We start from the raw sequence: 21,088 nt of genomic DNA, 5'->3' as shown, positions 1-21,088 counted from the left end.
ACAGGACGCGCATATTGCCACGTCCTGTTGTGATTCTCATTTTCGTATTAATAGAACCGCCGTTGAAGACTGCGCTCACGAATTCGTTTATTCCTCTGTGCACGGGAAAACGTATACACGATTAAGAAAAGGTTCATTCCTAACCAGACGATTAATACGCTATAGCGAGCCATTGGATGCGTGTTGTCGCTTTCTAAATCCCCAAACACAGTAGCAGCAGGAGCAGGCGGATCATGACGAAGCAACGGATAAGAGACGGCCAGGTTGCCAGCCCGGACAGATAGGTTCCCATCTGCTTTTAGCTCTACCAAAGGCTCCACACCTTTGGGAACCGTCGCATACAAGTCCTCCTTGGCTGAAAAAGTCACAACCGAGTTGTTACCAGGAACAGCTACTTCTGAAAAAGAATCCCCTTTTTTGGCGATTGGTTTGGTCTCAAATCCTTGAAAGCCAAAGTCCAGTAGCTTTTTCACATCTTTGTATGCATTTGCACTTGTAGAGGCCTTCATCGTGACAGCAATGAGCTCCATTTCTCCACGCTTGGCGGAGCCTACCAGCGTATGCATCGCCTGATCAGTAAAACCGTTCTTGATTCCCGTCGCACCTTCGTAATCACGCAGCAGCTTGTTGTGATTCACCAATACCGTTTCCCACGTTTGTCCATGCCAAGGCAGCCGCTTCGTACCGACAATTTCCCTGAAAACAGGGTTTTTCATCGCGTACTGCGAAATTTTGGCCATGTCAGCAACAGTCGTGTAATGATTCGGATCATGCAGTCCGTGTGGATTGGTAAAATTCGTTTCAGTGACACCTACTTTTTCTTTCAAATAGGCGTTCAAATCCACTGCAAAACGCTCTGTCGTCTGGCTCATATGCTCAGCAATCGCAGTACCAGCGTCGTTACCTGAATTCATGAGCAGACCGTACAACAAATTGCGTAGGGAAATCTGTTCTCCCTCTTCCAAATAGACACGTGTTCCTTCTTCACGGCGTGCTTTTTTTGAGACAGTGACAGTGTCATCCAGATTCCCTTTTTCTATCGCGTAAATACCTGTTGCGATTTTTGTAATACTAGCAGGGTACAACTTCTCATGAGGGTTCTTTTCAAACAAGACTTGTCCCGTTGTAGCATCAATCAGAATGGCCGATTGTCCAATGAGAGTGCTAGGCTCCAGGCTTGATGACTCCTCGGCAAAAGCGGAAAGCATGCCAAGGTTGAACAAAACCATCACCACAACGAGTAGGTTCGTTAGCAAAAAGCGCATGTTAGTCAATATCCTTTCCTACTTTGTCGCGTTCTTTCAGGTTACATTTGGTCTGTAGACAACAAAAGACGTTATTTCAACCGGATCCCCAACAAATCGTGAATCATTTTAAACTTAGGATTGTCCGCAAAAGCCTCTTCGAAGCCACTGACATGTTCTCTGTACAAGGCTGCAGCAGAATCCAAATCTTGCTTGACGTACAGGGAAAATATTTCTTCCAATTTTTCTTCCAGTGTCGTATCAACTTCTGCTGGTGTGAGAATTTCTTGACGCAAATTGTTCATCAACACGTCGAGCTGATGTGTAATCACGGACGCTTCATGAAGCTGCTCCAACACATCTGTCGGAATGTTGCCCGCATACTTGTAGCGCAGTTCGTGTTCATTCGTCGCCCAGAAGTTCATTCCCAATGTACGGATTTGGATCTCACAAAAGAGTGTTTTCTTTTCGCTGCCGTGGTAGACCGTATAAGAAACAATCATGTGAATACTTCTGTAGCCGGAATCCTTTGGAGCTGCGATGTAGTCTTTGACATCGTGAATGACGATATCCTCCCGCTCCTGCAACAACTGCAGCACCTCGCGCACGTCGTCTACATAGCGGCATACGACTCGAAGGCCCGCGATATCCTGGACTTCCTTGGCGACGTCACTTTGCCAATGATCTCCCAAAAAGTCGATTCCTTTTTCGTTCGCCTTTTTTACTAAACTGTCGACTTTTTTCACTCGTCCGACAACAAATTCAATAGGAGAATAACGGCCGCTTTTTTGAAAGCCGTATTTAATTCCTTTTAATTTTAACTTTAGCTCTTCAACTGCCTGTTCATACGGCGCCAAGAAATGAACCATGTTGTTGAGCACTTTGCTTGGCACATTTGTGACTCTCATGAAGACACCTCCAATTACTTCCAGAGGAAAGGTGATGCATCAAAAAACGGCTGCGGATTTACATAAGTATTACCCACTAACATGCCGTAATGAAGGTGAGGACCTGTAGAAAAACCGGTGCTACCCATTTGTCCAATCACCTGTCCCTGTTTCACTTCTTGCCCTGTCTTGACATCTAGCTTGGACAAGTGAGCATATATGGAAAAAATATTTAACCCGTGATCGATGATGATGGTATTGCCTGTTAAGTATAAAGAGTCGGCCAGAACCACTTTCCCATGGTTGCTCGCCCAAATTGGCGTTCCTGTTTTGTTTGCGATGTCAATCGCCGAATGCCTGTTGGCTGCTACACCATTTACTACGCGTTGATAGCCGAATGGAGTCGTTAATTTTCCGACTGCTGGCTGTTTAAACGGCTCCGAGAAATACGGAATCGCTCTCGAGTTGGACCTGGCTGCATTGATCTTTTTTTGATCTGCATTGATTCGATTCGTATCCTGTCGCATTTTGTTGAGTTGTTTACTTACCGTTAGCTTGTCTACTTCAAATTTTTTCGGTGCGATTGTCACAGATACGGAAAGTTTTTTGTCAGCAGATGTAACTTTATAGGTGCCTTCTTTCGTGTTAAAAGGAATCGGGATAAAACGGGCATATTCATCCTGTGTCTTTTGCAAACGATAGTTCTGAGAGAATACCGTTACGGTTTGTGGCTCTTTACTGCGTACAAAAATAACGTCCCCAGGATATGTTTTGGCTGGTGTTACGCTGATCGCTGGTTGTTGTTTCGTTGTTTGGGCGTAAACCCCTTCTGCTGTCTGGCTGAATATGCTTGTCCCAGAGACGAGCGTCAATGCTGTGACCAACATGAGACTAACCATTGATTTGAACATAGACATGCTCCCTCCCATTTTCTAGTATAACAAAACACACCCCGAAATGAAAAAGAAAAAGAAGGCTAATGAGCTAGCCTTCTCCAATCATACCAAATGTAATCTTATTGTTTCTTCGAATAATCCGACATCATTTCCATGATGGATTGCACGCCTGTCAGCATTTCGCTTGCACGTTTGGTTTTTTGCGAGATGCCATCAAAATCAAGCATCCCTTTTTTTCGATCGTTCCATCTTTTAAACAATTCTTCCGCCATATCGGGGTTGCTTTTGACCGCTCTAATCCGCATGGAATCTTCGAGAACCCACGCTTCAAATTCGGGATGCTTTTTTAAAAGCTGCTTTACTTCTTTTTTCTTCATAGCCGGACGTCGCTCCTTTCCACTGGACAAACGAGGATAGTTAACTGTTCGTTACACCATATGACTAGTCCGCGATTGTGCTTGTGTGTTTGCACCACACAGGAAAGAAAAGGGCTTTTCATGGTAAACATAGAAAGGCCCCTAAAAAGGGACCTCTCTTCATCCAGCTATTTACTTGTCAGTTCGTTAGAATTGACGGCCTGCCATTTGTTGCTCAGCAAAGCTCACCAGACGCTTGGTAATTTCGCCACCAACAGAACCGTTTTGGCGAGAAGTAGTGTCTGGTCCGAGATTTACACCGAATTCAGATGCAATCTCATACTTCAGTTGATCCAAAGCTTGGTTCGCTTGAGGAACTACCAGATTGTTGGTGCCACCTTGGTTGTTAGCCATGATTGATTCCTCCCGACGCGTTTTTTCTCCCGGGACGGGTTTGAACCGTCAGCGTTTTGCTTCTCGCCTTGAGACCGGAAGTTGATTTCAAGAGGTGGTTGTTGACCTCTTGTGGTACTATCATCCCACCGTAATAAAAGTACATGCACGTTTCCTTACGATATTTCAGTTGTAAAATCTGACAAGGTTGTCCCGCTCCTTTATGCTATAATGGTGCGTATAGTTTGGTAGTGAGAGGGGCAAGGTTTTGTGAGTGATTCAGGAAAAGTACTGCTCATCGATGGCATGAGCTTTTTATTTCGCGCCTTTTATGGTTCTGCTTGGGGTGGAGCCTATCGCCAGACTTCAACAGGTGTGTACACAAATGCGGTTTATGGATTTACCAAAATGATGCTTGATTATGTAGAGTTAACACGGCCTACTCATCTTGTGGTGGGTTGGGATGTCGCTTCACGCGAGTCTTTGGTGCGCAGTCAATGGTATGACGGCTATAAATCCAATCGTCAAGCGGCACCGGATGAGCTCATTCCACAATTCGATTTGGTGAAAGAAGTAACGGATGCGTTCTCGGTTCCGAACATAGGTTGCCCAGGCTTTGAAGGCGATGATGTATTGGGTACGCTCTCCACACGTCTTTCCGAAGAAGGACACGAGGTTATCATTGCGACAGGTGATTACGATAGCTTGCAGCTCGTATCTGAGCGAGTTAGTGTAAAAATCCTGAAAAATGGTGGCAAACACGAACATTATAATCCAGCGAGCCTTTTGGCATTGCGTGGAATTTCAGCTGAACAAGTCGTTGACGTCAAAGCTTTAATGGGAGATGCATCTGACTGTATTCCAGGCTGTCCAGGAATTGGCGAGAAAACAGCGACAAAACTGATTACCGAACATGGTGATCTGGACAACCTATATGTAAATCTGGCAAGCTGTACGCCTAAAATGCGTAGCAAGCTGGAAGAGAATCGCGATCAGGTGTACTTGAGCAGAAAGCTGGCTACGATTATCCGGGATGTTCCGGTGGAGTATGCGCTAGAGGATGCCGTGTGGGAATACGATCGTCAAGTGGTTCAGAGCAAATTCGATGAGCTTGAATTCGGTCGTACGATGGCAGCAAGAGTCGGCTAATTGGGTCATGATCATCGGCTGAGAAAAAGCGGTCTATCCACTTTTTTTCAGCCGATTACTTTATGCACTGCATAATCGCTCCGTCAGTGAAACCCACACGATTCGGCGATCGGTTCTGTCTCGGAATCTTCGTACCAAATTTTCCTCCTCCAGCCTACTAATTAAGCCTGAAGTTGTGCTGTTTGACAAATCAACAGCCTTACTGATGTCCCCCATTGTTTTTGGCCCGTTTCCAAGAAATTCGAGAATCAATATTTGCTGCCAATTGAGTTCATTTGTCTCTAGCTCTTTTTGTGCAATATTTGAAAACAAGACATTGGCTCCCCGTATGAGCTTGGCCAGCTTGATCAGTTCCTTCATGGTGTCCTCCTTTTACCATTTTCCTTTTGCTAGCTACGCTCAGCATAGGCGAAACTATTAAAGAAAAAAGTGGGTAAGAGTTAAATTTTTTCTTAAGCTTCATAAAGAAAATCCCGTCCCACATGAGGAGACGAGATTTGGAAGTGATGTCGAATCACTTATTTGGCTGTTTGAAATACATCCAGGAGCAGTCCCGTGTTCTCTTCCCTATCCGCTTCCCAGCTCGTCGCAAATTTGACACGGTGAGAAACGCCCAGCAAATCATACGCTTGTACGAGATGCTGCCTCGCAGAACCCACAATCAAACTGTGCAAGCGAACTTGTTTATGCTGGCCCAAAGAGATGAGTTTTTCTTGGACATAAGGAGAAATGCCCCCTATTCCATCCGTTACCATGACAAAATCTGCTCCACGCCACGCTTGTTCCTTTTCAACCAGCTCGATGGCTCGTTTCATCGGGGCGTCAAAGTGAGTCCCACCGCCAAACACCATTTGCGCCAGACCGTAAAAGGCAGGCCAATCTGGCTTCTTGTGATAGAGCGGTTGCTCTCTAATCTCGCCTTTTGCCCCGAACAACAGGAGGATAAAATCACGTTTTTCCAGCATTGAGAGTGCGGCAAACGTCATGATGAAAATTTGTGCAAGCCGCAGCTTACTTCCGCGCATCGAATGGGATGTGTCCAGCATGCAGATCACCGGACCTTTTGGCGGTTCTTCTACCCATCCCGAGGTATCGTAGGTCATGAGCTTTTGTTCCAGCCATTTGAGCATGAAGTAGCTCTCGAAGTCCGGATCAGCGAGAAGCACAGCTTCACCAGGCAGCATGTGTGCAATATCGCCCGATTGCCGCAAATCATAGTATTCCTCAGGAAAATGTCTGGAGCGAATTTCCTTGCGCTTCACACGAAAGCGATGGACTTGTCTGCCTACCTCGTTCAGAAAAGCGACCAGATCAGGATGTCGCTTCAATTTCTCAATCCATTTCAAATACTGCTCAAAGCTTTGCCTGCGCAGCTTGCCAAGCTCATGCCCCCAGCTTCGGTTGGCAAAACGCTGACTGGCTGTAAACACCTCTTCAACAAAAAGCGTATCGAGTTCTTCAGCGGAAAGCGTCGCCTTTAATGATTGCTCCAGCCATTGTCCCAGCTCTTTTTCAAAAGCGGCGATCGCTTCCTTCTCTTGCTTTTGGAGTCGATCCAGTTGCTTTTCGCGTTGGGCGAGCTCATCCTCCAATTTTTTCACCTTTTGCAGAAGCTTGGTTCGTTTCGTGAACTGGACTTTCATTTCTTCTTGCAGCTCAGTAATACGATTTTGCAAAGACAATACCTCTGCCCGCACTAACGGCTTGGTGTCCATGGCCTCTTGCTTGTCTTCCACGACCCGCTTCCCCTGTTGAAGCGTATAACCAACTAACTCGAGCTTGGCCTTTTGTTTTTCTGTCAGTAGCTCGGAAAGCTGTGCTTGTTGACTTCCTTCCTGGCCTTGCTGGTCTTTCAAGCCAGATAAGAGCGGAGAAAGCCGTTGATCCTTCTCCCGCTGCTTCACTTCCTCAGAAAACGTCTCTGTCAGCCACAGCAAGGCCTTGATTGCGGTTTTGAACGACGCGCTTTCCTGCCCGACTGTACGAGGATGAATCATGCGTGTAAAATACTGCTTCATGAGCGTACGAATCATCCAATGATGAAAAGGAGTAGATTCTTGCGTCAGATCGATCTCCGGCTTTTCCAAATAAAAGACGAGGAAAAAATCAGCCAATAGCTCCAAATCAAACCATGCTGCTCGTGCCCGCGCCTCATCAACCCATTCCTGAGCGGTGCGCGAAGAGGCGAGGTACGTTTCCAATACATAGCGATCAACACCGCTAGCGCGAATGATCATACGAACTACCCCCTACAACGTAAAATCATAATCCGCCCCGGGGATTTCCTTGTCAAAAATCGTCCGATACGTGCGCTGTAGCTGCTGCAAAATCCGTTCGCCTTCAATTCGCAGGTACGAATATTTGACCGCGTATTTTTCTACATGCGGAATCAAGCGGTTTTTTTCCAGGACATAGGCATGCAGATCGTGCTCCCGCTTCTCCCACTGAATGAGACGATTACGCAAGTCTCGCGCCGTCTCTTCTACCTCATCGCGACTCTCCTCCAACAACCGGACATTGCGCTCCATCGCTTCCTTGCCCAGCTTTGCACCCACTTCCTTTTTAAACTGGAAGGCATGCAGCTCCGATTCTTTTTCCTTCCATTTATCTGCAATTTGTCCGAAGCGCTGGAGTGGCAATTCGTTCTCCATATCATTCTTCAGCATTTCCGTAAATTGTTGTTCAAACGCTTCTTGCATGACCGTCAAGTCCTCAGGAACATTCCACAGCATATGCGGAGTGAAAACCGTGTCCCAGATTGTCACCTGGTCACGTCCATGCAAGGCAGCAGAAGTACGCCATACATGCGCAATTTTGCTCCAACGACGGTCGGAGAGCACATACTCTTTTGCTTCCAGGTCTTGTTTTAGACGGTATAGAAAATAAATGATGGTTTCTGGAATGACCACTTGCTTCGCTGCCGCTTGAATATCCTTCACGTCATACAGAGAGAACACAACAGGAAGAGGCGTCGTTGGCAATGAAAACATGCGCTCATAACTGGAAGCATGCTTCAAATAGTGAACCTCATAGCGGAACAGGAAACGGTCATAAAGAGCGGTCAATTGATCATCGTCATCGGGAAGTTCATTCGATGCAGCGATTAAGAACTGCAACGGAACCTCCTCTTTTTCTCTGCCATTGAAATAAATTCGTTCATTCAATATAGAAAGCAGCGCATTCAGAATCGCGCTGTTCGCTTTGAAAATTTCGTCCAAAAACGCAAACTGAGCGTTGGGCAAATAGCCTGCTGTTTTTCGTACGTATTGATCCAGCTTCAATTGTTGAAGAGAGACTGGACCGAATATCTCATCGGGAGTCGTAAAACGGGTAAGCAAATACTCGAACCAATGTTCCGATCCGAAAAGCTGAGAAACAGATCGTGCTAGCTGAGACTTGGCTGTTCCCGGCGGACCGATTAACAAAGCATTTTCCCCGCTCATGATGCCAAGCATTAAAAGGCGAATCAATTCACTTCTTTCCAGGAAACGACGTTCCAAAAGCTCAATTGCCTGGTCCATTTTACGTTGGATGGGTGTAGTCGAATTCATCGTAGTTGGCTGCACGACGGACTGGTTAAGGACGTCGATGTGCCGATCCCCCTCTCTTGCTTGGAACCCAAGTATTCGTCATACATTAATAGTGGCATATCATGGACAAAAATGCCAGTTTCCCAGTTGATTCACTCGTCCGCTCTACGGTGTGCGTTCACCCATGGCCTATTTTTCGCATATATTGTCACATCAAGGTACTTTCATCGGAGTAACGAAAAAGGAGGGTGCGACATGGGAATCGAGCTTTTGTGGATACATGGTGTGTATGTCTTGTTCGTGATCGGCATTATTCTCGTAATGGTTTTGCGAAAAGATACAAGTCTGATTAGTATCGTAGGCATAGCGATCCTCGGGTTCGTCGCGACAGGTTCTGTGACAACAGCCGTCGGCGGAATATTCGGTAGCTTCATCTACGCGATTACCGAGCTATTGCCGACCATTTTAGTTATCTGTATCATCGTTGCCATGAGTCACGTTTTGACGGATACGGGCGTAAATGAAACGATGATTCGGCCGATGACCCATTTGGTTCGAAATCCTACATTGGCTTATTGGGTGATCGGGATTGTCATGATGGTCATTTCCTGGTTTTTCTGGCCTTCTCCAGCTGTCGCACTGATCGGTGCTGTCATGTTGCCCGTGGCATTGCGCGCTGGCCTGCCGGCGATGGGTGTCGCCGTTTCGATGAACTTATTTGGACACGGGATTGCACTGTCTGGCGATTATATTATTCAAGGGGCTCCCACTTTAACGGCCAAAGCCGCAGGAATTCCTGTCTCGGACGTGATTTCGGCCAGTGTCCCTCTCGTTATCATTATGGGCGTCGTGACGACTGCAATCGCATTCTGGTATTTGAAAAAGGACATGAAGCTCGGCGTGCTTGCGTCTCCCAAAGAGACAGTCGTACCCGATGATGTTTTTACTTCCGCACGAGTCCCTTTGTCAGATGGCGTGCGTCGTACGTTAGCTGGACTCGTACCGGTATTATTTATCCTCGATGTCGTGGCCATGTTTGCTTTTGATTTACGCGGAGGCGATGCAACGGCGCTTGTGGGCGGAACCGCCTTGCTCATTCTCATTATCGCAACGATGCTCGCGCACAAACAAAGTGGTCTCGAACAAGTAACCACACATCTCATTCAAGGCTTTCAGTTCGGCTTTAAAGTATTTGGTCCGGTCATCCCGATTGCTGCTTTCTTTTATATGGGCGACAGTGGGTTTATCAAGGTGTTTGGGGAGGTCCTGCCGCAGGGTTCACACGGAATCGTGAACGACCTCGGCGTGGCGCTTGCACAGACGATACCCATTAACAAGGAAGTAGCTGCTCTTACTGTATCAGCAGTAGGAGTCATTACAGGGCTGGATGGCTCAGGGTTCTCGGGTATTACACTGGCTGGCTCTTTGGCTCAACTATTCGCAACTGCTTTGGGTGCTGGGGCGGCTACATTAACAGCGCTAGGACAAATTGCCGCCATCTGGGTCGGCGGTGGAACGATCATTCCTTGGGCATTGATTCCTGCTGCGGCGATTTGCGGAGTAGACCCATTTGAGCTGGCGAGACGCAATCTGTATCCCGTGGCGATCGGACTTTTGGTGACGACAATCGTGGCGATGTTTCTTCTGTAAAATGTCGGTATCTATACGAAAAAGCGAATGGTCACGTGCCATTCGCTTTTTTCTAGGTTAGGTTATGAGAGAGACGAGTTTTCTCATTCTGTTTTTCTCCGAGACTCATACACTTGTACTAGCATCTATTTGGATGGGAAAGGAAAAAACCAGTATGAAGTTGTGGGGAAAAAGTATCCAGGTCGCAGCAACGTACATTGGAACAGTCGTAGGCGCCGGGTTTGCGAGCGGTCAAGAAATTCTCGCGTTTTTCACCGCTTACGGTCATGCCGGAACAATCGGCATCCTGCTCGCCACCTCTCTTTTTGTCTGGCTGGGCTACAAGATGATGCTAATCGCTCATCATTTGCGCACACCCTCCTATGAATCCTTTAATCAAAAACTGTTTGGACCGCTGATTGGTCGTGCGATGAATATTTTGGTCTTTCTCACCCTTTTTGGCGTAACGACTGTCATGTTGGCAGGAGCGGGTTCGGTCTTGGAGGAGCAGTTTGATATTCCATATTTGGTCGGGACCACAGCCACCGTTTTGTTCGCTCTGTTGCTTCTGCGTAAAGGGTTGGAGCAACTACTCGTCGTGAATGCGATTGTCGTTCCGTCCATGTTATTGTTCGCTTTGCTCATTTTGCTGGATGGCACCGCAGAATCCCCCATGCCTCTTTCACCCCCATCCGATTATTCCTTCTTATGGAAAACAGTCTTATACGTATCTTTTAATCTGGCTATGGCCCAGTCCGTTCTCATCCCGATCGGCTATGCGATCCGCGAAAAGGTCGTTTTGTTTCGGGCAGCCGTCATTGGCGGAGTCGTGCTTGGATTTATGCTCCTCGTCGTCCATACTGCCATGTTGGCCAACTGGGACGACGTCCGTCTCATGAATATCCCGATACTTTTTGTAACAGACCAATGGAACGAGTGGCTCCAGCTATTCTTTGTTTTCGTGCTCTATTCCGAGATTTTTACTACACTCATTTCCAACGTGTTCGGGATTGGTCAGCAGCTGCGTGAATTATTGGACGTTCCGGAATCGCGTCTTTACTTGTATTTATTCTCTACTTCTTTCGTATTGTGCCTGATTGGGTATAGTCAGTTGCTCATGTTTTTGTATCCGTTGTTTGGGTATTTGGGGTTGTCTACGCTCTGTCGGATTTCGGTTCCCGGGACTATTCCTCGGCATAGATTTTAAACGTGTGCTTGTCATTCGGATAAGATAGTCTGATACTTATCGTTCGGTTTTGAGAGAGTGACACACTCTTGCCAAAAGTATTACCCCCGAGAATTTTTTAACAAAAAGCAAGATACTGCCAATAAACACGAACGAAAACAAAAATCCCTCACATAACGTACGCAAATCTTCCGGCACTGTCACTACTTTGTATCAGACTACTGTTGGATGTGTGCGCAATTCGATTTTATAGAAAGAAAAAAAGAGTGATCGGACCATGTCCTTCACTCTTAGCCTTCATTTATTCCAATCCCGCAGGCTTTTCCCTTCCATCCAACGGATACCAGCGGAGCACATCACGCGGAGGGCTTGCCAACCCTTCCTCCAGCAAGACACACTTCCAAATTTCTTCACCCGGCCCATCGGTTGTATCGCCGTCATTAATAACAGGACCATTCTCGTATACATAGTTCGAAATATTACGCAGGAAACTCGCGACCTCATTCGGATCGTAGGCATCCCCATTAAATACCGCCTCATGATCGATCACATCCAACTGCTGCATGCCGACGGTATCCATCAAGAGCCATCCTTCCGGAAGATTGAACAACCGGACATTGGACCACAGCTCCAGCGGAAGGAGCTGTATTTGCTCATAACGTTGATTCAGCTCTTGCATCAGCTCGGCAGACGCGACGCACTCCCCATTCGGATTAAAAAAGCAAAGGGCTTCTGGCATTTTCAACAGCGACTCAGCAATGGCAGTGACAGTCATCAACTCCGGAAGCGCTTCGTAATCCTCAGGCAGTACTGGAGCCTGATCGTCCGATTCCCCCAACACGAAAGAAGAACGTATACGGATAAACGCTCCGTGCTCAGATGCGGCGTGCCGCCCTTCGGGATATCCCCACGACTGCTGAGCTGCCCGCTCAAGGCTATTCGAAAACGTAAACGGTCCGAAAAAGCCCATCGACCAAGCGCCAAACAGCATCGTATCTTCTGCCGGGTCTCCCATACTATCCGGCCAAGGCTTATCGACGACATCGACCTGAATATATCCGTTTACTTCTGGACGGTACGGAATAAGCAAGCTAGGGCCGCTGAACACCCATTGGTCGAACGTTTCCACGATGTTTGCAATTTCGAATTGATCCTTGAGCTTGTCTGCTATTTTGTGAATCGGAACCGCCGTTGACAGCAGAACGGCAACTCCTTGAGAATACATACCTTTTGGCATCTCGTCATCTTCTTTCCATTGTATTTTTATGAGTCATGGCATACTTTACGTAACTGTAAATCCGATCTCTTGAAGCTCCTTCATCGCCACTTCAAGATCAACTTCCGGATTCAGCACCATAATCATCTCTTTGGTGATAAAAGTATTTGTAAACGTGAAACCAACTACATCAAGTGGGACCTTCACCTCGTAGTAGTCCTCTGCCCACTCTACATAGTCATCTGGACTGTCATATATCATCCCAAGCAAAAAATCTGATCCATCATCTAGCCCTTGCGGATTTTGTACGTATCCTGTTTTCCACTCGTGATCAGTAGATTCTCGCCATAAGCAAAATGTAACGTCCTCCTTGGTTAACGCTTCGTCATCGAGTCGATGAAGTAAAGCGGGAGGGACTTGCTCATAGATGCCAGGCCAAACCTCGTATTCTTCCCTGGCATGCGGACTCATCTCCGATTCATGATCGAACCCTTTTACAATAACGCCTTCGGTGGAGAACAGGATGTAAAGATCGTCTCCCGATCCGTTGTTAATGCTTGCGAATGCTGTGTTTTCATCCCATTGTGGATCGAACTGATATCTGCGCAGCCATTCCTCCTGACACAATACGATATCCAGTGCGCTTAGGACGAGCATGCGCTGTTTTAATACTTCAGGTTGTAGGAAAGGCTTTGGCCAACTTTTCATTTGCATCCACCTTTACGATTTAGATATCTGGTTCATCGCAGCAAATTGCTGCCCCAAACAAATCAAATGATTCTCCCCCTAATCCCAATCCAAAAAACCTTCCACGGCCAACTTTTCCTCCCCGCATTCGGGACAAGTCGGCGAATACCCGTGATCCAGCTCCTTGTCAATCGGTATAGATGGCATTTTCTCTGAACATCGTGGACAATCATAGCTTTGTGTATACGAATCAGTGTCCGACTGTAAGTGCAAATAGTGGGCATTTAGCAGGTATTTGCATTTTTCGCAAGCATATAGACCATGGAAGCAGTTATACTTTGTACGATCGTCCTTCATAAATTCTCGGATTCGCTCCTTGCCAGCTTGATCTTCGAACCATTCTTCGATTTCGCTCAAATAACTATATCTGAACCCAACGCCCACGTATACAATTAGCTTGTATGAGCAACATTCACAATGCAACTTATAAGCTACCCCCATGATTTCCCCTCCCCAAATGAGGAACTTCTCTTCACTATGTGAGTAGTAAATCTAGCAGACTAAAGCCAATATTGACCAACACAACCACTACTACGCCGCGAACACTAACGCCACCAAGCTTTCTTGTCTCTTCTAAATCAAGCAAGGCATTTTTACTGTGCGCTTTTTTTATTTTCCGAACAGCCGAAACATAGTATAAAAAATTGCAAATCAGTCCAAACAGCACGCGTTGAAATAATGCAAAGAGTACGTACACTTCATTAAGGGTAGCATCATCGAGTGCCATTGCACCCAAGGCAAAACCCACAAAGAGGTTCACCAAATAAATAACGGTCGCCCATCCATACATCTTCCGATAGGCAAACCATGCTACGCCAAAAAGTGCTGCTCCCCAATTCCATGAGAGTCCTTTTGTCCGCCAAGCCTCCAAATAGTACTTATGATGGTGGACATAGGCGGACAAGAAATTCAGTGTAAGATGAGTGTCCAAGCTTTCTCCCCCAAAATTATTTATCTTTATCTCGATCCTCTTGTAATTGACTTATCCATTTTTCTATTTGTTCCTCATCGAAAATGATGATTTGGATTCCGTTCTGAGGTATGTCCACCCAACATTCTCCGATCTCAATTGCTGTATCGATTGTCTCCTCGTCTGTTTTCGCAAATAAATCTTCTTCATCTGAGCGCCATCTAGACCAAAACAGCCAACACCATTTTGCCATTTCTTCATGGGAAAATTTACTTGTTCTTGATTTTTCAAGTAGTCGAAGAAGACTCTCTTTGTTGTGAGGAAAATCCTCCAGGTTGATCATGAGCACGACAGCCACTTCCATTTCAAATTTGAATCCAAGCCGCAACGCCCACTCATTATACCAAAAATAACCAAGCCATTCGACTTCAACCCAATTGTTGATGGGATCGTGATATGCATTTGCCATCTACGCAAAAAGACACTAGTTGGACGAGCCTAGTGTCTTTTTATGTCTACCTTCTAAATACTGATACCAAATCTCACTTGACCTTCACATTAGCGTGAACGTTTAGACTACATTCAGAAAGATAACTCATTCACTCAAGGAGGAACAAAAATGAAAAACTATACAGGGAAAAAAGCTGTCGTAACTGGAGGTACACATGGTATGGGCTTGGCCGTGGCAAAAGCATTGCTGGCAGGCGGCGCCGAGGTTATCGTCTCTGGTCGCAATCCGAAAAATGCGGAAGAAGCAAAACGTGAGCTGGGCGAACGGGCACATGTTGTGGTGTCTGATGTATCGAACATGAAGGATGTGCAGGCATTCGGAGATTATGTTGAAAAGCATTTTGGCAAGATCGATTTTCTCCATGTGAATGCAGGCACTTCCATTCTGGAACCGTTTTTGGAAGTCACTGAGGAGACCTACGATCGGATTTTTGAGATAAATACGAAAGGGGCATTTTTCACCGTTCAGCGATTGGCGCCGCTTATTCATGAAGGGGGTTCGATCGTATTTACATCTTCCGTAGCAGATGAAGGCGGCTACCCCGGCATGAGCGTATACAGTGCATCCAAAGCGGCATTGCGTTCCTTGGCCTCCGGGTTTGCAGTGGAGCTGCTAGACAAGGGTATTCGCGTCAATGTCGTGAGTCCCGGTTTCATTGATACGCCTTCCATGGGAGTTGCCGGTTTCACGGATGCAGAACGCGCTACCTTCCAAGAGCTTGGCGATAAGGTTACACCAATGAAACGTCATGGTTCATCAGAAGAAGTGGCGAAAGCGGTGCTTTTCCTCGCCTTTGACGCTACCTTTACGACTGGTGCGCGGCTAACTGTGGATGGTGGCATCGGTCAAAACTTGCATTCATTGTAAAAAGACGGCCCCGGAGCAGCTGATCGCTTCGGGGCCGTGACTGTGAACTAGCTCGTAACCTTTTTTCCACGTGTAATTAATATTTGCCTCTCCAGCGTTTTCTTCCACTCCTGAAGTGCCTCAATCTGTTCGTTCACCCTGCTGAGCTTTTGTTCGTAAGTCGCCAGCATTTCCTCGCAATATTCGTAATCGTCGGGAGATGCCACTTCCCCTCTGAACAACGTTCTGATTTCATCCGCTGTTAACCCCAGCTTCAAGTACAGTTGAATCATCTTGACACGCTTGACTGCCGATTCATTGAAATGACGGTAATCATTTTCCAGTCGTTCTGCCTGTAGCAAGCCCTTTTCTTCATAATGGCGGATCGACCGGGTACTGACATTGGTTAATTGGGATAATTCGCTTATTTTCACGCAGCAAAGGACCTCCCTGTATGAGAATGCTATCCCAATTATATGCCAGAATGTCAGGGTATCCATATCGTTTTTGATTACGAATCTATGATTGTATTTTCGTTGATTTTTGACCTGCTTTTGACGAAAAGCAATGTCGCCCCCATCAGCATCACAATTAATGCTACTACAGCAAAAGGCAGATATTTATTCAGCTGGTAAAGACTTGTGCTGAGAATCGGTGCGATTACAGCGGAAATTCCTTGGACCGATGCCACAAGTCCCGCAACGCCTCCTTGCTGTTCACGCGAAACGGCAAGGGAAGCCCCTGCCATAAATCCTGGCATCGTGAGCCCAGCTCCGACACCAAACAAGAAAAATGCCACGTAATAGACGATCACATTGATGAAGAAAAGAAAGAGAGACAAGCTGATTATTAAAAGCACCGCCCCAAAAAGAATGAGCGATCTAGGTTGCCATTTTGGATTTTTCATTTGCAGTCCTTGTGTGACGATCATCGCTACGCCAGAAATCATAAGGCCTACTGATAACATTCTGGCGGTTTCCTTTGTTGTCAAAGACAGCTGATCCTGAAAATAAAACCCTCCAACGACTTGTAAGGTGATAATGCTGAGCATCGTTGCCAAACCGGCAAACAAATATAGGAGGAGACCTTTTTGAAAAGGATTCACCTTGGGAGGTTTTTCGTGAATAATGGGTTTTTGAGCCGGAATCAAGAAGCATACAATGGCTAATGCGACTAGCGGCAACAGTGCACCAATGTATAACGGCCAAATCAGACCGATCAGCGCAAAGGCTGCAGCAATCGCTGGACCAAGAACGAGACCCATCCCATTGGCTGCACCGATTAAGGCCATTCCTGCCGCTCTACCATTTTCGCTCGTTACATCCGCTATATACGCCTGCGCGGCAGATGGAACTGCCGGGATAAACATACCGATCAATCCGCGTGCCACAATGAGCAATACAACGAGAAGCCAGCCACTTATTATTTGCGATAATCCTGCATACATGGTCGCTGTGAACAGGACATAACTCACAAACATGCCAAGGAAACCAATGACAATAACCGCTTTCCTTCCTTTCAGATCGCTTAACCGCCCCCAGACAGGTGCCATCACAGCCATTGCAATAGAACCGAGTGAAATAATGATGCCAGAGTGAATTTCACTGAGTCCTAATTCACGGATAAGCGGCGGCATTACGGGGGCAATAATCATCAACCCCACCATCGCGACAAATACACTCAAAAATATACTGAAACGGATTCGAAACATCGCACATCCTTCTCCTTCCAAAGCGCACGCTTTTTATAAAAATCGTAAAAGAAATGCGTGAACGCTACTACCTAAGAACGGAGAGTTTATGCCCCGAAACGGATTTTGTTTGTCGCTCCACTTGATCAATTAAGCAAATGAATAATAAATCGAGTGCCTTGATAGGAGAGGATTATAGGTGAACTCCAGAACTTTTTACATGATAAATAATATTTGATCGTTCTATAGAGTCAATATCAATAGGAGGTAGTAAAATACTATCACCTAGAAGGGTTAACGAAGGTGTTTTTGCGTTAGCTGAATTGGTAGCATTTACATTCAGTGTACTTCCCCCGACATAAGGTCCATCAACTATTTCATCCATTAATTGGCTGTCTGTAAGGATAACTTTATCAGAAGTGACATTTCCTGTTGATTCAATATTTACATTTCCACTTGACACAGAAATAGATTCACTTACATCTAAAATTTCATCAATTAATTCACCATCTGTTATGAGAACCTCGCTAAGTTGAGACCCCTTTTTGTCGAAATTTCCTGTATCATTTATAGAAATATTAACGCTACTTCGTATACCATTAGCTGCATCTACTATCTCATCAACTAATTCACCACCAATAATTTCAAGTTTATTTCCAGAAACTTTAGCTGATGAGGTCATGGTAAGATCCATAACTGTATTGGTAAAATCATCCTCAATATCCACAGCTTCATCAATAAGTTCACCTTCGATAATTTTTAATTCTTCACAATCTATATTACTAGTATTGTTCAGATTTATTTTTATTGTAGAAGCATTAGAAATTTCACTATCGATTACCTCGTCAACTAATTCACCTTCTTCAATAAACAACTGTTTTCCATAAAAATTTGAAGAATCATTAAAATCTATTTGAATATTTGAAGTATAATATCCCTCACCATCTAAGGTTTCATCAATTAACTCACCTTCATAAACAGATAATATGGGACTAGTAACATTTGAAGTCCTTAATAAATTAACACGTATAGTTGAAGTGTAAATATTCTCCATATCAAGTATTTCATCAATAAGTTCACCATCTTTTACTTCTACCTTAGTCAGTACATTAACGTTTCCAGTATCAACAAATTTCACTTCAATTTCACTAGATTTAATGTCTTCAGAGTCAATTAATTCATCGATTAATTCACCATCCATAATGGTAATTGATTTTGATGATACGTTACTGGATTTTTCAATATTAAGATTTATTTTGCTATTTGCAATTACTCTACCATCTATAATTTCATTAATTAATTGCCCTTTATAGATTCTAACTATTCCCTCATTTGCACCTGATTTTGATTCGATGTTAGCGCTATTCGTAATATTCACATTAATCTCTTCAGAGTTAATAGTTGTGGAACCTGAATCAGAAAGTACGTTTATAACACTTTCAATCAAACTTCCACCCCCGATATGTAATGTAGAGTCTTTATTAGCTAAAGTAACATTTGCTGAATTATTGATATTTACGTTTACACTACTTTTAGAAACAATCGTCCCAATTATTAAATCTTTAATCAAAGCTGGCTCTATAGAAGATGTATCTTCAATAATATTATCATTTTCATCGTAGTTTTTTTCTCCTACAATAAGAGTATTTAAAAGTTCTACATTGGCGCTATTATCAATATTTATAGTAACTGAGGCGCCTTCCCCTATATTTCTAATTAAACTAGGGATAAGTGAACTTGAGTCTGTATCAAAATGAAAATTATCAAATGTTGAATTTTTATAGTTTGAAATAGAAATTACAATGTTTGAATTTGGTTCTATATCAATTGGTGATGGTGAATTAAATGGAGTTTTATCACCACCATCTTTTTGTATATAAATGCCCTCATACATATTAATCATTGAACTAAGTCTAAGGGAGGGGGAAGGGATAAGTAGTTCTTTATCATAGGTTATGTTTCCAGATCCAGTTTCTTTAAGAATTAAGTCCCCAACTCTTTCTACATTTATATCGCCGGATCCATCATCAATAATGACTTTTTGTTTAACATTATTAACAGTTATATTACCAGCATCATTTGTAATATCAACATTACCATGGACTCTGCTAACATGAACATCACCGGATCTATCTACTATTTTTATGGAACTATTAATATTTCTTAAGTCAATACTACCAGAGCCATCCTCTATTTCTAATGTTTGATTTGAGCTTGGAGCATCCAAAAGATTACTATTATTGACTTTTATATTCCCTGATTTGTCTTTTATTGAAAAATTACTTGTATTTTCAACATAAATGTCTTCTTCATTATCAGTAATAGATATTTCTCCAGAAAGATCATATAATTCAAGGATGCTTTTTTTATCGATAATTTCGATAGTTAAGCTAGGCGGCAAAGTAATTAATAGATCTATTATTTCTCTTTTTTCAACCTTTCGATTTATTGATAAATATGCTATATCCTTATCCTGAGTTAAGTTAAAGTCTATATTATCCAGATTATTTATAGTTGTTAAATTAGCATCTATAGAACTAGCATTAGGAGTGCCTCGAATCGTAAGTTTGTTGATGGAAGAATGAATAACCAATTTTGTTATATTGTTTTGAGATATAGGCAATTGTTTGGCATAGGTAAGATCTGGAGTTATAAAGATAGAAGTAAAAAATAAGATAATAAGAAGAAAAAATGAGAGTTTTTTCATAAAGTCCCTCCTGGAAACATTTGGTTTTTGTGTAATTATATAATTAAATTTACAAGGTTAAAGGTCATAAAATTACTGGTAGTTCTCTCCATTTCATGGAGCGACCACAGTTTTTCAGTATGAGCTTCGAGTTTTGCTTGTCCGTCTTATGCTACTTCCTACTGAGCGACATCCAGCACGAAGTTCAGAAAAAAAGATGGCCTTCACCTAACTTACTTTTACAAGGTGTAGGGCTATCTTTTTTATGTTTTGAACCGTTGCTGTCATTAATGCATATTACTTTTTCTTCCGCATTCCTATTACAGCGTATCCGCATCCTTGAAAATTTGCCGTTCATGTTCTTTCTTTACCGCATTCACTTTTGCCATATCGACTACTTTCCCATCCATCGTCACCGCTGGCAATGCTTCAATCCCATACGCCTTCGTTTTCTCTTCAAATTCGCCTTCGACACTCTGTTCCAGCTTGTTAAGCACGACGACCTCGCATTTGGAACAGCATAACGCTTTGACCTTTTCCACAAAGGCAGGACTGGAATGACTACCATCTACAAATATCTCGATTTTTGCTCCCATGTCTACTCCTCTCCTTTCGCACATTTTTGCATGATTGGGCATTGCTCCTTTGAGTGGGACCACATCGATGGAGGACGATTCGTGACTTCCTCTAATAATGTTTTGAAATGTTGTAGCTGGCTTATTTTTTTGTTGATTTCTTCTACTTTTGCAAGGGCCATCTGGTGCATTTCCTGGGTCGGCAGCACTTCGTCATTTTTGTACAGACTCAAGAGGTTTTTGATCTCTTCTAAGGTAAAGCCAATTTCCTGTGCACGTTTAATAAATAGAATGTCCGTAACGGTCTGGTGAGGGAACATGCGGTAGCCGGATTTATTGCGGGGAGCTGCGGCGATAAGTCCCCTTTTTTCGTAGTATCTGACTGTTTCCATATGCACATTGGCTTCACTCGCCACTTGGCTTCTGGTCAACCCATCCATATTTTCCTCCTCAATCGTTATGATAAAGGCTGTAGTTAGGTACAGAGTCAATCAGAAAAACGGTTGAATAAAGTACTGCCTGATTTCTGACACCCATTGTTCGAAGGTACAAGCTAGGCGGTCATCATCATACCAAATTATGTAACAAAATGAGACTTCCAGTCAGCATGTAATAATGCTCCACGAAGTCTCATCGG

Annotated in this window: 22 protein-coding genes; 4 read left to right on the top strand and 18 right to left on the bottom strand. The window is 44.2% G+C overall.

Annotated features, from left to right (window positions below):
- Positions 1 to 47 precede the first annotated feature (47 nt).
- The 5 genes from ACM6JA_RS02345 to ACM6JA_RS02325 all read right to left on the bottom strand — a co-directional run bounded on the left by ACM6JA_RS02345 (position 48) and on the right by ACM6JA_RS02325 (position 3,797).
- The gene (locus ACM6JA_RS02345) at positions 48 to 1,265 is read right to left on the bottom strand and encodes a D-alanyl-D-alanine carboxypeptidase family protein (RefSeq protein WP_414851006.1); all 1,218 of its coding nucleotides are present in this window, start codon (positions 1,263 to 1,265) and stop codon (positions 48 to 50) included.
- 71 nt (positions 1,266 to 1,336) lie between these two features.
- Entirely contained in the window at positions 1,337 to 2,152 is an 816-nt protein-coding gene (locus tag ACM6JA_RS02340) for a GTP pyrophosphokinase family protein (protein WP_007729228.1), read from the bottom strand.
- Positions 2,153 to 2,166: 14 nt separating this feature from the next.
- Positions 2,167 to 3,042, bottom strand: coding sequence for a M23 family metallopeptidase (locus ACM6JA_RS02335; protein ID WP_414851005.1), 876 nt, complete (start codon positions 3,040 to 3,042; stop codon positions 2,167 to 2,169).
- Between the two features lie 104 nt (positions 3,043 to 3,146).
- A complete protein-coding gene (locus ACM6JA_RS02330) occupies positions 3,147 to 3,404 on the bottom strand; it encodes a hypothetical protein (protein WP_390231603.1) in 258 nt (85 codons plus the stop codon).
- Between the two features lie 186 nt (positions 3,405 to 3,590).
- Positions 3,591 to 3,797 carry a small, acid-soluble spore protein, alpha/beta type gene (locus ACM6JA_RS02325; RefSeq protein WP_414851004.1) on the bottom strand — a complete coding sequence of 69 codons (207 nt, stop codon included), beginning with the start codon at positions 3,795 to 3,797 and terminating at the stop codon, positions 3,591 to 3,593.
- Positions 3,798 to 4,046: 249 nt separating this feature from the next.
- Here ACM6JA_RS02325 and ACM6JA_RS02320 point away from each other — a divergent pair, with 249 nt between their 5' ends.
- Complete coding sequence (locus tag ACM6JA_RS02320; protein ID WP_414851003.1) at positions 4,047 to 4,925, top strand: 5'-3' exonuclease; 879 nt, start codon at positions 4,047 to 4,049, stop codon at positions 4,923 to 4,925.
- 60 nt (positions 4,926 to 4,985) lie between these two features.
- Here ACM6JA_RS02320 and ACM6JA_RS02315 read toward each other — a convergent pair whose 3' ends face one another.
- The 3 genes from ACM6JA_RS02315 to ACM6JA_RS02305 form a co-directional block, all read right to left on the bottom strand.
- Complete coding sequence (locus tag ACM6JA_RS02315) at positions 4,986 to 5,285, bottom strand: MarR family transcriptional regulator (RefSeq protein ID WP_414851002.1); 300 nt, start codon at positions 5,283 to 5,285, stop codon at positions 4,986 to 4,988.
- Positions 5,286 to 5,443: 158 nt separating this feature from the next.
- Positions 5,444 to 7,162 (bottom strand): hypothetical protein, encoded by a 1,719-nt coding sequence (locus ACM6JA_RS02310; protein WP_414851001.1) that lies wholly within the window; start codon positions 7,160 to 7,162, stop codon positions 5,444 to 5,446.
- Positions 7,163 to 7,174: 12 nt separating this feature from the next.
- A complete protein-coding gene (locus ACM6JA_RS02305; RefSeq protein WP_414851039.1) occupies positions 7,175 to 8,476 on the bottom strand; it encodes an AAA family ATPase in 1,302 nt (433 codons plus the stop codon).
- 234 nt (positions 8,477 to 8,710) lie between these two features.
- Here ACM6JA_RS02305 and ACM6JA_RS02300 point away from each other — a divergent pair, with 234 nt between their 5' ends.
- Positions 8,711 to 10,105, top strand: coding sequence for a hypothetical protein (locus tag ACM6JA_RS02300; protein WP_414851000.1), 1,395 nt, complete (start codon positions 8,711 to 8,713; stop codon positions 10,103 to 10,105).
- A gap of 154 nt (positions 10,106 to 10,259) precedes the next feature.
- The gene (locus ACM6JA_RS02295) at positions 10,260 to 11,291 is read left to right on the top strand and encodes a hypothetical protein (RefSeq protein WP_414850999.1); all 1,032 of its coding nucleotides are present in this window, start codon (positions 10,260 to 10,262) and stop codon (positions 11,289 to 11,291) included.
- 280 nt (positions 11,292 to 11,571) lie between these two features.
- On the opposite strand, the gene ACM6JA_RS02290 is transcribed toward ACM6JA_RS02295, so the two are convergent.
- The 5 genes from ACM6JA_RS02290 to ACM6JA_RS02270 all read right to left on the bottom strand — a co-directional run bounded on the left by ACM6JA_RS02290 (position 11,572) and on the right by ACM6JA_RS02270 (position 14,612).
- Positions 11,572 to 12,507 (bottom strand): DUF4261 domain-containing protein, encoded by a 936-nt coding sequence (locus tag ACM6JA_RS02290; protein WP_414850998.1) that lies wholly within the window; start codon positions 12,505 to 12,507, stop codon positions 11,572 to 11,574.
- Positions 12,508 to 12,552: 45 nt separating this feature from the next.
- A complete protein-coding gene (locus ACM6JA_RS02285; RefSeq protein ID WP_414850997.1) occupies positions 12,553 to 13,194 on the bottom strand; it encodes a hypothetical protein in 642 nt (213 codons plus the stop codon).
- A gap of 78 nt (positions 13,195 to 13,272) precedes the next feature.
- Positions 13,273 to 13,674, bottom strand: coding sequence for a hypothetical protein (locus ACM6JA_RS02280; RefSeq protein ID WP_414850996.1), 402 nt, complete (start codon positions 13,672 to 13,674; stop codon positions 13,273 to 13,275).
- Between the two features lie 34 nt (positions 13,675 to 13,708).
- Positions 13,709 to 14,164 carry a DUF2628 domain-containing protein gene (locus ACM6JA_RS02275; protein WP_414850995.1) on the bottom strand — a complete coding sequence of 152 codons (456 nt, stop codon included), beginning with the start codon at positions 14,162 to 14,164 and terminating at the stop codon, positions 13,709 to 13,711.
- Positions 14,165 to 14,180: 16 nt separating this feature from the next.
- Entirely contained in the window at positions 14,181 to 14,612 is a 432-nt protein-coding gene (locus ACM6JA_RS02270; protein ID WP_414850994.1) for a hypothetical protein, read from the bottom strand.
- A 150-nt stretch (positions 14,613 to 14,762) separates the two neighbouring features.
- On the opposite strand from ACM6JA_RS02270, the gene ACM6JA_RS02265 reads away from it, so the two are divergent.
- Positions 14,763 to 15,521 (top strand): SDR family oxidoreductase, encoded by a 759-nt coding sequence (locus ACM6JA_RS02265; RefSeq protein ID WP_414850993.1) that lies wholly within the window; start codon positions 14,763 to 14,765, stop codon positions 15,519 to 15,521.
- Positions 15,522 to 15,568: 47 nt separating this feature from the next.
- On the opposite strand, the gene ACM6JA_RS02260 is transcribed toward ACM6JA_RS02265, so the two are convergent.
- From ACM6JA_RS02260 to ACM6JA_RS02240, 5 genes are all read right to left on the bottom strand, one after another.
- The gene (locus tag ACM6JA_RS02260) at positions 15,569 to 15,934 is read right to left on the bottom strand and encodes a MerR family transcriptional regulator (protein WP_414850992.1); all 366 of its coding nucleotides are present in this window, start codon (positions 15,932 to 15,934) and stop codon (positions 15,569 to 15,571) included.
- Between the two features lie 77 nt (positions 15,935 to 16,011).
- Positions 16,012 to 17,211, bottom strand: coding sequence for an MFS transporter (locus ACM6JA_RS02255; protein WP_414850991.1), 1,200 nt, complete (start codon positions 17,209 to 17,211; stop codon positions 16,012 to 16,014).
- Between the two features lie 172 nt (positions 17,212 to 17,383).
- Positions 17,384 to 19,897: a hypothetical protein gene (locus tag ACM6JA_RS02250; RefSeq protein WP_414850990.1), complete on the bottom strand. Its 2,514-nt coding sequence runs from the start codon at positions 19,895 to 19,897 to the stop codon at positions 17,384 to 17,386.
- Positions 19,898 to 20,196: 299 nt separating this feature from the next.
- Positions 20,197 to 20,472 carry a hypothetical protein gene (locus ACM6JA_RS02245; RefSeq protein ID WP_414850989.1) on the bottom strand — a complete coding sequence of 92 codons (276 nt, stop codon included), beginning with the start codon at positions 20,470 to 20,472 and terminating at the stop codon, positions 20,197 to 20,199.
- A 2-nt stretch (positions 20,473 to 20,474) separates the two neighbouring features.
- Positions 20,475 to 20,891 carry a MerR family DNA-binding protein gene (locus ACM6JA_RS02240; protein WP_414850988.1) on the bottom strand — a complete coding sequence of 139 codons (417 nt, stop codon included), beginning with the start codon at positions 20,889 to 20,891 and terminating at the stop codon, positions 20,475 to 20,477.
- Positions 20,892 to 21,088 lie beyond the last annotated feature (197 nt).

The organism is Brevibacillus sp. IT-7CA2 (assembly GCF_949767855.1).
GTDB lineage: Bacteria > Bacillota > Bacilli > Brevibacillales > Brevibacillaceae > Brevibacillus.
The sequence above is the reverse complement of the archived record's forward strand: the minus strand, read 5'-3'. Positions and strand labels throughout refer to the sequence as shown.